The following is a 13,676-nucleotide window of genomic DNA, read 5'->3' on the forward strand; positions in this document are numbered from 1 at the left end:
AACCAACCATTCATACAGAAAAAAGTCAACACAATACAATATGTTGCAGAGCGAAAAAGTGTGCAACAATTCATTGTGTTTCTTTCGTATCAGCTGAAGAATTTTGATTTCTATATCTTCGCTAAGAATGTTCGGAGTGACATGTAAAACTGCTATTCGTACACTTATGATTCAATGAAACAAGTAAGTTCTAATGAACAGTTATTTTTCATCTATTTTTGTTGTATGATCATAACCTCAAAGTCAGATATTACTATCTGTTAAAACGGAATAAAGAAAAATACAGTAAGGAGGGAAAGGGATGGGCGAAGAAAACCAAAATAATTATACAGTGTCACAGGAAAACTGGTCCCTCCATCGCAAAGGACATGACGATCAACAACGCCATCAAGAAAAGGTACAAGAAGCGATTAAAAGCAATCTACCAGACCTTGTGACAGAAGAAAGTATTGTTATGTCTAATGGTAAGGATGTTGTAAAAATACCAATTCGTTCTTTAGATGAGTATAAAATTAGGTATAACTATGATAAGAACAAACATGTTGGTCAAGGAACTGGAGATAGTAAAGTTGGCGATGTAGTCGCAAGAGATGGATCAGGTGGTCAAAAGCAGAAGGGAGCAGGAAAAGGGCAAGGGGCAGGAGATGCAGCTGGGGAAGATTATTATGAAGCGGAAGTGTCTATTTTAGAATTGGAGCAAGCATTCTTCAAAGAGTTAAAGCTTCCTAACTTAAAGCAGAAAGAGATGGATGAAAATCGCATTGAACATATTGAATTTAACGACATTAGAAAAACGGGTCTATGGGGAAACATTGATAAAAAACGGACGATGATATCAGCCTATAAACGAAATGCGATGAGTGGAAAGCCATCTTTCCATCCGATTCATCGAGAAGATTTGAAATTCCGAACATGGAATGAAGTGTTAAAGCCAGAATCGAAAGCGGTTGTATTAGCAATGATGGATACGAGTGGATCGATGGGAATTTGGGAGAAGTATATGGCACGCAGCTTCTTCTTTTGGATGACGCGCTTTTTGCGCACAAAGTATGAAACGGTAGATATTGAATTCATTGCTCATCATACCGAAGCGAAGGTTGTTACGGAAGAAGAGTTCTTCTCAAAAGGAGAGAGTGGCGGAACGATATGTTCTTCTGTTTATAGGAAAGCACTTGAGCTCATTAACGGAAAGTATTCGCCGGAACGTTATAATATCTATCCATTCCACTTTTCAGATGGAGATAATTTAACATCGGATAACGCTCGTTGTGTGAAGCTTGTGCAAGAATTAATGAAGGTATCCAGTATGTTTGGATATGGAGAAGTGAACCAGTACAATCGTCACAGTACGCTAATGTCAGCCTACAAGAATATTAAAGATGAGAATTTTCGCTATTATATTTTAAAACAGAAGGCCGATGTATTTCATGCGATGAAGAGCTTTTTTAAAGAAGAATCAGATGAGAAAATGGCATAGCCCCTTTTAAAGGGGTTTTTGTTATGATAATAAAAGAAGGAAAAGTATCTCATATTCCCCGTAAGTATATACTGTTGTAGGAGTATACATGCGTTTTTTAAAGAGGGATTATCTAGTGTACATAAGTTTGATTTCACATATTGAAGAAGTTGCTGGGTTCATTGCAGAAAGAAATAAAGAACCCATTCATCATGAATCAGATATGCAAAATTACGTTGCGTATGGACAAACTGATGGAAACATGATTAAAGGTAAATATATAGTGAAACCAGGGAAATATTATTTATATGTATATAAATTTGATAACGGAAATGGAGCATATTCGATAAAAGTAAAATGATTGCAATTCCAATGTATATATAACTTTACTTTTTATGTAAAATAGTATATTATATGGATATACAATATAACGGTTATTTTTTAGGAGGAGCCTGTCACCATAGGCTCCTCCTGTTCTTTTTTAGGGACCTGCCATACAGGCTTTTATCTGAAAAATAACTGAAAATTAGGAAAAATAATCATTGAAAGAGGTGAGGCATACATATAGAAAAGAGGGCTGTAATAATGAGAGGGGGATAAGGAATGATCTTATTTGGTTATCCACTTGAAACAATTTATTTATATGGATTTATCATAAGCGCTGTGCTTACCGTTATTTATATCTTTTTTGGTGATATATTCGAATCAATATTTAGTTTTTCAAGCGGTCCTACATCTATTTTTACGATACTGCTTAGCTTTTTAGCAATGCTTTGCGGTTTTAGTTATATAGGAGAATATTTATTCTCTTGGAATAGTATCGTTATTTTTATTCTTTCTTTTTGCATATCTTTTATTGGGGTTTTTACGATGAAGATATTAATCTTAAAGCCGATCGCAGAATCCGAACAAAATACAGTGCAGCGCATGGATGATTTTATTGGCTGCCGGGGTGAAGTAATTATCACGATACCGAAAGAAGGTTTTGGTGAAGTATTAATTTCTTCACAATTTGGAAGTAATGCGATACCAGCAAAGACAATCGGAAAGAAAGATATTTTGCAAGGAACACAAGTTATAATCGAGGAAGTTCAAGATGGTGTTTTGCTTGTACAAAACATCGCTTATTCTTTAAAAAAACCAAAATTATAAGGGGGAATTTAAATGATTCCATTAATTATCGGTGGTGTCTTACTCGCAATCTTACTTTTACTTATTTTGGTATTTATTACAAAATATCGCACAGTTGGTCCAGATGAAGCATTGATTGTTACGGGGAACTGGCTTGGTGGTGGGAAAAATCTTGTGACAACAGAGGATGGAAAGAAGATTAAAATTATTCGCGGCGGTGGTACATTTGTTGTACCAATTATGCAACGAGCAGAACCACTTAGTTTATTAAACTATAAATTAGAAGTGGGAACACGTGATACGTATACGAAGCAAGGTGTGCCTGTGACGGTAAATGGTGTTTCAATTATTAAAGTTGGTTCTACAATTGAAGAAGTATCAACAGCAGCTGAGCAATACTTAGGAAAAGAAACAGAAGAATTAAAAGTAGAGGCGAAAGAGGTATTAGAAGGTCATTTACGTGCCATCTTATCTTCAATGACCGTAGAGGATGCTTACAGCAATAGAGAGCAATTTGCGCAAAAGGTACATGAAGTGGCTTCGACTGATTTGAAAAAGATGGGCCTTCGCATCGTTTCCTTTACGATTAAAGAAATTATGGACAAAAATGGTTACTTAGATGCGCTTGGTCAGCCACAGATCGCAACAGTTAAGCGTGATGCTACAATTGCGAACGCAGAACGTGAAAAAGAAGCACGCATTGAAACAGCACGTGCGGAAAAAGAAGCGAAAGAAGCTGAATACCAACGCGACGCACAAATTGCAGAAGCAGAAAAACATAAAGAATTAAAAGTCCAATCTTACAAGAGAGAGCAAGAACAAGCACGTGCGGATGCAGATCTTTCTTATGAGCTGCAACAAGCGAAAGCACAACAAGGTGTTACAGAAGAACAAATGCGCGTTAAAATTATTGAGCGTGAAAAGCAAATTGAATTAGAAGAAAAAGAAATTGCACGTCGTGAAAAGCAATACGACGCAGAAGTGAAGAAAAAAGCAGATGCAGATCGATATGCAGTTGAGCAATCAGCAGAAGCGGAGAAAGTAAAACAAATTAAAAAGGCAGACGCAGAGCAATATAAAATTGAAGCGGAAGCAAAAGCACGTGCGGAAGAAGTTCGTGTAGAAGGTTTAGCAAGAGCTGAAATTGAAAAAGCACAAGGTCAAGCGAAAGCAGAAGTTGAAAAGGCACAAGGTACAGCACAAGCAGACGTTATTCGATTAAAAGGTTTAGCAGAAGCAGAAGCAAAACAAAAAATTGCCGAAGCATTCGAGTTATACGGTCAAGCGGCAATTATGGATATGGTCCTTAAAATGCTTCCAAGTTATGCAAAAGAAATTGCAAGCCCACTTAGCAACATTGATAAAATCACTGTTGTCGATACAGGCGGCGGTGGTAAAAACAGCGGTGCTGGAAAAGTAGCAGGCTATGCAACTGATTTAATGGCAACGATGCAGGAAACATTAAAAGCATCTTCTGGTATTGATCTAAAAGAGCTATTGGAGGGCTTTGCTGGAAAAGGTGCCGTGCAACAGGCTGTGAATGACAAACCTGTTGTGCAAGGAAAGGGCACAGAACAAAAAAAGAAAACTGAGTAAACGAAGAAATTCTTGAAATAAATTATAAATAATATTTTTATATATGAAGATATCCTTTTGACAAAAGAATGTGATTATATGTAAAAATATATTAATAAAAAGATAATTTCTTTTTATTAATATACAATCTAGACTCTATCATAAGTTTTTAGATAGGGTCTAGATGAATACAGAAACAGAAATGTTGTTGATTTTATGAAATTTTATGTATATGTCCTGTGCCTATATCTAGGCCTAATGCATTATTGTCAATTTTCCAATCAATTGAGGGATTCGTTGTACCGACTGGTAATTCATTCCATTTTGTTACATTCTGATGATGCTTACACCAAAGACTCCACAATTGCGGTTGGGTTTCTAATTTTGTTTGAAATAAATGATAACTATAATTAGCTGCATGTTTTATATTATCTTTCTGCAAAATATAAAAATGTGGATAAGCAGTTAGACGAGATAATCCTTCTTCATTTCTATCGCTAATTAGTATACACATGGGCTTTTTTGAGAAATATATTAATTTAAATACATTAATTTTCATCTTCACCATGGAAGATAGGTGTTTAATATTAATAATATCGTAAGTTTCATTCGATTTAATGCTATCGTCTAAACATAGTATAATGCTTTCTCCTTTGTTCATTTTTTTTAAAAATGTAGTACTGGTACAAATTTTTTCTGAAAGAATGTCTTTTACAGGATAAATTTTTCTGCATTCCTTCCATATTGCTAATCGCTTTTCCTTATTATAGGTATCTATATCAGTTGAAATATGTAAAGAATCAATATTAACCAATTTAGTTAGGTAATAAGGGATATATCGATAATCTCCAAAATGATATGTTGCAAAAATGCCACCTTCATCAATGCATTTTTTAATATGTGTAAAACCTACAATTTCTTTAAACCCTTCAAATAGAATAGGGGTATGACAATATTTATCTTGAATAAAATTATAAACTCGATAGTCTTTCCAAATATTAAATATATCTTTGGTTGTGTAAGTATTTAAAGGAAGAAATTCTTTGGAAATATTAGTTAGTGTCATGAAATTTTGAAAACTAGATCCCATTTGTTTTTCATAAATAATTTCAGCATCAATATATTTATTTGCTATATAGTCTAAGGATTTAAACATGTTGAACATCGCTCCTATTGCATGTTTTTATAATTTACATAGTTGTAAAAGTTTTAGGTAGGAATCTTTATTTGTGTTCGTTATACTATGTGTGTCTTTTCTATCTCATAACTTTGTTTATTCTTTTGGAAGTACATAGATATTTTAAATAAAGGAGAGGTAAAGATGGTTGTAATAATTGCAATAAGAAATAGTATACAGTAGTCATTATTAGAAATGAGCTTACTGGTCAAACCTATATTTGCAAATATCAGTATCATCAATCCTCTTGCATTCATTAGTGCTCCTATAGCACTTGATTGATTCCAATTGAATCCTATCATTTTGCTATAAAGCATGCATGAAAAGTATTTGGTTGTAAAAGCAATTAGGATGAAAAGAGCAATTGTTCCGTAACTATACCCTTTTGTAAGATTATTCAAATCTACATTAAATCCAGATAATACAAAAAAGATCGGAATAAATAGAGTGTTTACTAGGCCTGATAACTTCGTATTTAAGTCTGTGTTTATTTTTGTGTTTCTTGGCATAATGAGCCCAGCAATAAACCCCCCAAAAATACAATGTAAACCAATTTTTTCAGTTATTAAACTACTTATTAAAAATACTAGAATAAACAGAGGGAATAATTCAGTATATTCTTTCAAAAATCTTGAGGTTAGAAATGCTATAATAGGTTTAATAATAAAAAACATAACCAGCAGGTAAAAAATCATGTAAAATAGTATGTTAATATCGTTTAATGAAAAATTAAATTTTGATAGTGCTATAATGATAGGTAGTAATATCCAAGCGATAGCATCATCTATACTTGCACTTAAAACTACTGTTTTACCTAGGGAAGTATTTATCATTTTATATTGATCTAATATTCTTACTAAAACTGGGAAAGCTGTGATGGATATACTCGCCGCCATGAAAAGAGCGTATACCAATTGAGAAGTAAGTTTGATTTCTAAATCATAATAAAAATTCCAACTAAATAAAAAAATAGCAATAAAGGTAGGGATAATACCGAATAAAGCTAATTTTATGGCTATGTTGAATTCTTTTGGTGCTATAGGTTCTTTTCCAACATGTGTTCCAATCAGAAACATATACAAAGATATTCCTAATTGGCTTAATAAATATAAAGTTTCTTTATTATCATCTTTAAAAATTACTGTTTGTAACTCTGGAAATACGGTCCCTAAAAAAGTAGGCCCTATTATCACCCCGCCAATCATTTCTCCTACTACTTTGGGTTGACCAACTAGTTTTGCTAAAAAACCCATTAATTGTGAAACTAAAAGAATTAATGACAGACTTATTAAAAAGATAAACAAAGACAACACTCTCCTTTATATACAAAATCAAGCATAGAAAATTTAATATTAAATTTAAATTGTGTACAAGACAACTAGAAGTTTTTGGTGTTTGTAATTATATTTGAAAGGCATTTTTTGAATTGAATGTTGCTGAGAGAAATAAAAATACATTTGTTAAAATATAATTCTTCCAAATACCAAATAGAAAAGGCTAATTTAAAATAGACTTACTTTTAAATTAGCCTTTTTAAATTATATAAACTTAATTTGTTTTATGATGACGTTTACGCTTAAAACTAAATGTATTTATTAGTTTATATAGAGTTGTGCTTACCCCGTCAAATGCATAAGCCATAAAAAAGAAAATCATCATCATGGGTGCAGCCATTCGCATGCTTAAAGGAGATAATTCATGTTCCTTCGGGAAAAATTTTTGTGGATTTTGAAACTCAACAGAAATATCAATTGTATTTTTTTTATGCCCCCAAGGAAGTAACCATAATTTGGGTAGGGACGGAGTAACTGCTTTTAAAGCTGAGAGTTTTACGTTGTTATCTAGTCGCCAACGTGCACGCTCAGCAAGTCTTTTTTGAAGGAAGCTTTGAATTTTTTGAACCCTCGAAGGTGATAAACTATGCCATGGTTTCATCTGAGAGTAATAGAGATGCTTTTGTAATTTTTGACGAATTTTTTTATTAGATTCAGATTCATTCATAGTATCACCATCGGTTTTTACAAGCCAATGTGTTAACCACCAACGATTTTTAAGAGCTGCTGTAAACATAATGCTATCTAATAAATGAGACAATATGAAGAAACGACTGTCTTCGATTGCTGTAGTGTATTTCTCCTTAATAACATTGCGCATCATTAGCCAATCTTGTTTAGTTGCACGATTTACTAGATCAATATAATCTGTATCAAGATTATTGTGACGTAAGTCCTGTTCAATAATATTAGTAGTATGCCAAGAAGTTACTAGTGAAAGAGAAATACCTTGACTATAATAGGCATCGATAATAGAGGCCGCATCTCCTAATATTCCATAACGTTTCGGGCTGACAAATGTATCGGTCAAATATTGAATATCTTTATACATCCGAAATTCCAACATATTATCTTGCTTGAGTACGTTTTTTAATAAAGGATAACGATTAATAATATTCCAAAATTTCTCCTTTGGTTTCTCCCCTTCAGGTGGCATTCGCTGATCAAAGGTTACTCCTATACTAATTCGGTTATTAGCAAGCCGAATAATCCACATCCAGTACCCTTTTCCCCATAGGTGACATGTATGATTATTACGAGAAGAATTACTTCCGCTAGAATATTTATATATCCACTCATTTCCGAAAAGGTCATCTGTGATTCCTTCAAATTGCGCCCAAACGGCAGTTGTTTGGAAATCGTCTTTAAAGTCAACGGCATGGTTAAATTTCCGTGCTAATAAGCGATTTCTTCCTGAGCAGTCAATGACCCACTTGGTTCGAGTGATTCTTTTTTCTTTGCTAAGCCGACATAGCCATTGAACATCATGATAATCGCTATTATCGTAAAAAATAACATCTTGAACACGCCCTGAATCGAAAAAAGTAATATTAGTATGTGCATGAACTTTTGCACGGAGTAGATCTTCAGCTTCAGGTCTAACTAATTGTTTATCATAGTACATACTACGATATAGTTTATTGTTTGGTAATTCATTATACCAGTTAGATTGTGTAGTAAAGGCCCACTCTGTTTTATTTTTAAAGCTAGTAGAATTCTCCATACCGTAAGTAAACCACACACCATCTTTTGGATAAGAAGTCTGTAAAAATTCGTCCAGTTCGCCAATTGTTCTTAGGAATGTATTACTGAAAACTAACAAAGATTCCCCTACTTTATAGCTTCGTTTTTGATGAATGATATCATCAATAATTGTCACCTTTATACCACGTTTAGCGATTTGAAGTGCATTAAGCAGTCCTATAATGCCGGCACCAATTATGGTTACCTCTGTTTCAGCGGGTTCATTAATGGTTTTTTTCTCTGAATTCATAATTAATTATCCACCTTTTACATTTTTTGAATTTAAATATCCAGATAATGTAACTTTATCATCCTTTCTGAAAAATGCAAACAATTTATTGTTTTAATTTACTAAAAAATAAAATTAATGTAAAAAAAGAGAGAATTATGTTTTTTCTTGTTGTAAAAAAAGGAAAAAAAATATAAAATAGACAAGTATTTGGAAGAAAATTCTTTTTATAAACATTTTTTGTAAGAGAGGATAGAGTAATATTGGAAAATAACGAAAATTCCAATTTTTTATCATTTCAATTTGATAGTGGAATTGTTTTAGAGAGAGCCGTTAAAGTATTTGGAGCACATCTAGCCATTTGTAATGTTCCAGAAGTAAAGCTTTTAGAAAATATAAATGTACTACATCCTGTGGAGAAGTGGTATTACAATAGTCTCAAATTTACTAAAAAGAAAAATAGCTATTTATTAGGACGATACGTTGCGAAGAAAGCAATTTCGAAATTAGTAGATGAAGAAGATTACACTAGTATATTAGTTAATAAGGGGATTTTTAATCAACCTATTGTGACATATGAACAGCAACCTAATATTCAAGTGAGTATTACGCACTGTAAATGTATGGGGGCAGCAATTGCCTTTCCTGAAGAGCATCCTATGGGAATTGATGTAGAGAGTATTCATGCTAGTAAACGCTCTGTATTAGAAAATCAAATGACAAAGTCTGAAATTAAAGTAATAAATATGTTTGCATATTCTGAGGGGAAGGATCAAATGCTTACTGTGATATGGACAGTGAAGGAAGCTTTATCTAAAATTTTAAGGAGTGGTCTGATGATTCCTTTTGATCTTTTAGAAGTAGAGAGTATTGAGTTTGAAAATGGTCAATTTACCAGTACTTTTACAAACTTCACACAGTATAAGGCAATTTCGTTTCGGATAAAAGATTATATATTTTCAATTGTCTATCCTAAGAAGACACGATTAACAATATTAAATTTAAGGTGCTAATTATGCTCAAAACATATGAAGTAATTCCATTAAAATTAAATAGACTAAATTTCCGAAATTATAGCTATATTATTGTTGATAATGATACTAAATATGCTTCTATCATTGATCCAGCTTGGGATTTTGAACAAATTATTTCTATAATTAACACACTTGACGTTACATTAATAAATATTTTACTGACACATTCTCACTTTGATCATATAAATATGGTGAAGCCGTTGTTAGAAAGATTTGATTGCCAAGTGTATATGTCACAGAGAGAAATTGAGTTTTATAATTTTGAATGTAAAAATTTGAATAAATTAAATGATTTTGACCTAATTAAGCTAGGAAAGACTGATATTTGTTGTTTACTTACTCCAGGTCACACAGCTGGTAGCATGTGTTTTTTATTAGAGGATAGCATTTTTACAGGTGATACTGTTTTTATTGAAGGATGTGGTATATGTAGTGGAGCAGGTGGATCAGCAGAAGAGATGTTTGAGAGTTTTCGAAATATAAGCAAAATAGTACCATCACATGTTTCAGTTTTTCCAGGACATTCTTATGGAAAAGAGCCGGGCTGTTCTTTTGAATATGTCAAAAAGCAAAATATTTACTTTCATCTTAATAAAAAAGAGTATTTTGTGAAATTCAGGATGCGTAAAAATCAAAAAGGCTTATTTGATTTTAAATAAAGGGGTGAATTTGATGGGAAATGATGTTGTTTTTATGTTTTCAGGACAAGGGTCACAGTATTATCAAATGGGAGAGCGATTATTTACTCAAAATGTCACCTTTCGTGATACCATGATTCGGCTAGATCGTATCGTTAAAGAGGTGGTTGAAGAATCTATTATTAACCATATTTACAATAAGAAAAAAAAGATAACAGATGTATTTGATAGATTACTTTATACACATCCTGCAATTTTTATGGTTGAATATTCATTAGCTCAAGTGCTATTAAGAGATGGAGTCGAACCAAATTTTGTTTTAGGGACAAGTTTAGGAGAATTTTCAGCAGCAGCAATTGCTGGAATTATAAATGTTGAGGACGCATTAGGTACTATTGTAAAGCAAGCACAATTAATTGAGCAATCTTGTGAGCGTGGTGGTATGCTAGCTGTCTTGAATTCTCCTTCTTTGTTTAAAGAACCTTTCATATATCAAAATAGTGAACTTGTCTCAATTAATTATGATTCTCATTTTGTACTTGCGGGAGAAAGGGAGAAAATAGATAAAATTCAACAATATTTAGAAGAAAGAGGAATTATAGTTCAGAGACTTCCGGTATCATATGGATTTCATTCAGGTGCATTAGATAATGCGGCATTTTCTTGTAAAGAATTCCTACATAACAAATCATTTAAGCTCCCACAAAAGAATTTTATATCTTGTTTATATGGAAAAGAACTTTCACATATCGATTCAAATTACTTTTGGGATGTAGTTAGAAAGCCAATCAAATTTTCAGAATCAATTGGTCATCTTGAAGAGAAGGGCGATCATATTTATTTGGATATAGGACCAACTGGAACATTAGCTAGTTTTGCTAAGCATCATTTAGGCAAAGAATCACAATCTCAAACCTTCACGATAATGAATCATTTCCGAACAGAAATTACAAAACTAGAACAGTTAAAAAAAATAAATTTTGCAACTAAAAGAGAAAGGAATAAAGAAAATATGCGAGCATTTGTATTCCCAGGTCAAGGGTCACAAAAAATAGGAATGGGCGAAAATCTATTTGATCAATTTAAAGATTTAGTAGCTAAGGCTGACCATATTTTAGGGTATTCTATTAAAGAATTATGCTTGAAAGATCCTAATAAAGTATTGAGTCAAACGCAGTATACCCAGCCAGCACTATATGTGGTTAATGCTCTTCATTATTTAAAAAAGATTGAAGAAGATGGTAGGAAACCAGACTTTGTAGCTGGTCATAGTTTAGGAGAATATAATGCCTTGTTTGCTGCTGGTGCTTTTAATTTTGAGACTGGTTTGAAACTAGTTCAAAAAAGAGGAGAATTAATGAGCCGAATATTAGGCGGAGGGATGGCAGCTGTTATTGGAATGAAAGAGGAGGAAATCAAGAAAATTCTTCGAGACAACAACTTGAATAGTATTGATATTGTTAATTATAATACTCCTTCTCAAATTGTTATTGCTGGTCCTAAAAAAGATATTGAGTATGCACAATCAATTTTTGAAGCTGCTGGTGCTAATATGTTTATAGTATTACGGGTAAGTGGTGCATTTCATTCGCGTTATATGAGTGAAATGGCTGATGAATTCGCTGAATACTTAAATGATTTTAATTTTCAAGAGATTCAAATACCTGTTATTTCAAACGTATATGCTCGTCCATATAATGTAGATATAAAAAAGCATTTAATTAAACAACTTAACCATCCTGTAAAATGGACTGAAAGTATTAGATATCTTATAGCTTATGATCAAATTCAAATAGAAGAGATAGGTCCTGGTAATGTTCTTACTAAATTAGTGGCGGCTATTCAGAAAGAAGCAAAACCATTAATTTTGCCTAAGGAAGAATTAACCGCTTCACAACAAATAGATTCTAAAAAAGAGGGTCTTTCTATTAATGTAACTTCTACTGATAAAGGCTATGTTCGTTCCACTTTAGATTCTAGAACAGAGGAAAGAAATTTCATAACAGTGAATTCTTTAGGAAGTAAAGAATTTAAAAAAGACTATAACGTTAAATATCCTTATGTTGCTGGTGCGATGTATCGTGGGGTGGCTTCTGCAAATTTGGTTGTTAAAATGGGTAAGTCTGGTATGATAGGATATTTTGGAACAGGTGGTTTAAAAATGTCTGAGATTGAAGAGGCAATTACTTATATTAAATACCACTTAAGCGATGGGCAAGCATATGGTATGAATTTGTTATCAAACCCTAATAATCCTAAAAAAGAAGAGGATTTAGTAGATTTATTAATTAAGCATGATGTAAAAAATGTAGAAGCAGCCGCATATATCAACATTAATTCTGCACTAGTTCGTTATCGTGCATACGGATTAAAAAGAAACAAAAATGGAAAAGTCATTGTTAATAATCGTATTCTTACTAAAATATCACGTCCAGAAGTTGCAGCTGCATTTTTAAGTCCTGCTCCGGAACGGATTGTAAACAAACTTTTAGAAGAAAAGATAATTTCAAGAGAACAAGCTGAAATGCTTAAGGAGATTCCAATGGCGGATGATATTTGTGCAGAAGCGGATTCAGGTGGGCATACAGATCATGGAGTTGCATTTGTATTATTGCCAGGTATTTTACGCTTACGTGATAGTATGATGCAAAAATATAAATATGAAAAGCAAGTAAGAGTTGGTGCGGCGGGAGGAATCGGTACTCCTGATTCGGCGGCAGCGGCCTTTGTTCTTGGAGCGGATTTTATACTCACAGGTTCAATTAATCAGTGTACAGTAGAGGCGGGAACTAGTGATGCTGTAAAAGATTTACTAAATCAAATGGATATTCAGGATACAGAATCAGCACCTGCTGGAGACATGTTTGAAATTGGCGCTCGTATTCAAGTGCTCCGGAAAGGGTTATTTTTCCCGGCACGAGCAAATAAATTATATGACTTATATCGTCAATACAATTCTTTAGAAGAAATAGATGATAAAACTGCAAAACAAATTCAAGAAAGATATTTCAGAAAAAGTTTTGATGAAATTTATGAAGAAGCAAAAAGGTATACAAGATCAGAAGTAATCGAAAAAGCAGAGCGCAGTCCAAAGAGTAAAATGGCCTTGATTTTTAGATGGTATTTTAAGCATACTTCACACTTGGCGTTAAGTGGAAGTGAGCAACAAAAAGTAGATTATCAAATTCATACTGGACCTGCACTTGGAGACTTTAATAGGTGGGTGGAAGGTACTGAATTAGAAAATTGGAGAAAACGTCATGTTGATGATATTGCTGAAAAAATAATGCAAGGAACAGCAAAATTATTAAATGACCGTTATGAAAGTTTTATCTTGAAATAGTGTTATTAGGGGGAGA

General features: G+C 33.0%; 10 protein-coding genes. 7 read left to right on the forward strand and 3 right to left on the reverse strand.

Translation table 11 applies throughout. From position 1 onward, the window contains the following. Positions 1-301 precede the first annotated feature (301 nt). The 4 genes from yhbH (at position 302) to QUF99_RS06525 (ending at position 4,183) form a co-directional block, all read left to right on the forward strand. Complete coding sequence (gene yhbH / locus QUF99_RS06510; RefSeq protein ID WP_289369120.1) at positions 302-1,477, forward strand: sporulation protein YhbH; 1,176 nt, start codon at positions 302-304, stop codon at positions 1,475-1,477. A gap of 115 nt (positions 1,478-1,592) precedes the next feature. Then, positions 1,593-1,817 carry a hypothetical protein gene (locus QUF99_RS06515; RefSeq protein WP_289374787.1) on the forward strand — a complete coding sequence of 75 codons (225 nt, stop codon included), beginning with the start codon at positions 1,593-1,595 and terminating at the stop codon, positions 1,815-1,817. A gap of 242 nt (positions 1,818-2,059) precedes the next feature. Beyond that, positions 2,060-2,608, forward strand: coding sequence for an NfeD family membrane protein (locus tag QUF99_RS06520; protein ID WP_289369121.1), 549 nt, complete (start codon positions 2,060-2,062; stop codon positions 2,606-2,608). 12 nt (positions 2,609-2,620) lie between these two features. Continuing rightward, positions 2,621-4,183, forward strand: a complete 1,563-nt coding sequence (locus QUF99_RS06525; RefSeq protein WP_289369122.1) for a flotillin lipid rafts scaffold protein FloT — start codon at positions 2,621-2,623, stop codon at positions 4,181-4,183. Between the two features lie 193 nt (positions 4,184-4,376). Here QUF99_RS06525 and QUF99_RS06530 read toward each other — a convergent pair whose 3' ends face one another. From QUF99_RS06530 to QUF99_RS06540, 3 genes are all read right to left on the reverse strand, one after another. Then, positions 4,377-5,318 (reverse strand): hypothetical protein, encoded by a 942-nt coding sequence (locus QUF99_RS06530; RefSeq protein ID WP_289369123.1) that lies wholly within the window; start codon positions 5,316-5,318, stop codon positions 4,377-4,379. 80 nt (positions 5,319-5,398) lie between these two features. Continuing rightward, positions 5,399-6,643 (reverse strand): cation:proton antiporter, encoded by a 1,245-nt coding sequence (locus QUF99_RS06535; protein ID WP_289369124.1) that lies wholly within the window; start codon positions 6,641-6,643, stop codon positions 5,399-5,401. 244 nt (positions 6,644-6,887) lie between these two features. Next, entirely contained in the window at positions 6,888-8,666 is a 1,779-nt protein-coding gene (locus tag QUF99_RS06540; protein ID WP_289369125.1) for an NAD(P)/FAD-dependent oxidoreductase, read from the reverse strand. Positions 8,667-8,908: 242 nt separating this feature from the next. Between QUF99_RS06540 and QUF99_RS06545 the strand changes: the two genes are divergently transcribed. The 3 genes from QUF99_RS06545 to fabD are packed head-to-tail and all read left to right on the forward strand — an operon-like array spanning position 8,909 to position 13,660. Next, the gene (locus QUF99_RS06545) at positions 8,909-9,658 is read left to right on the forward strand and encodes a 4'-phosphopantetheinyl transferase superfamily protein (protein ID WP_289369126.1); all 750 of its coding nucleotides are present in this window, start codon (positions 8,909-8,911) and stop codon (positions 9,656-9,658) included. Positions 9,659-9,660: 2 nt separating this feature from the next. Next, the gene (locus QUF99_RS06550) at positions 9,661-10,338 is read left to right on the forward strand and encodes an MBL fold metallo-hydrolase (protein ID WP_289369127.1); all 678 of its coding nucleotides are present in this window, start codon (positions 9,661-9,663) and stop codon (positions 10,336-10,338) included. A 13-nt stretch (positions 10,339-10,351) separates the two neighbouring features. Beyond that, positions 10,352-13,660 carry an ACP S-malonyltransferase gene (gene fabD / locus QUF99_RS06555; protein ID WP_289369128.1) on the forward strand — a complete coding sequence of 1,103 codons (3,309 nt, stop codon included), beginning with the start codon at positions 10,352-10,354 and terminating at the stop codon, positions 13,658-13,660. Positions 13,661-13,676: the final 16 nt, after the last annotated feature.

Origin of the sequence: Bacillus sp. DX4.1 (assembly GCF_030348195.1) — a bacterium.
Classification (GTDB): domain Bacteria; phylum Bacillota; class Bacilli; order Bacillales; family Bacillaceae_G; genus Bacillus_A.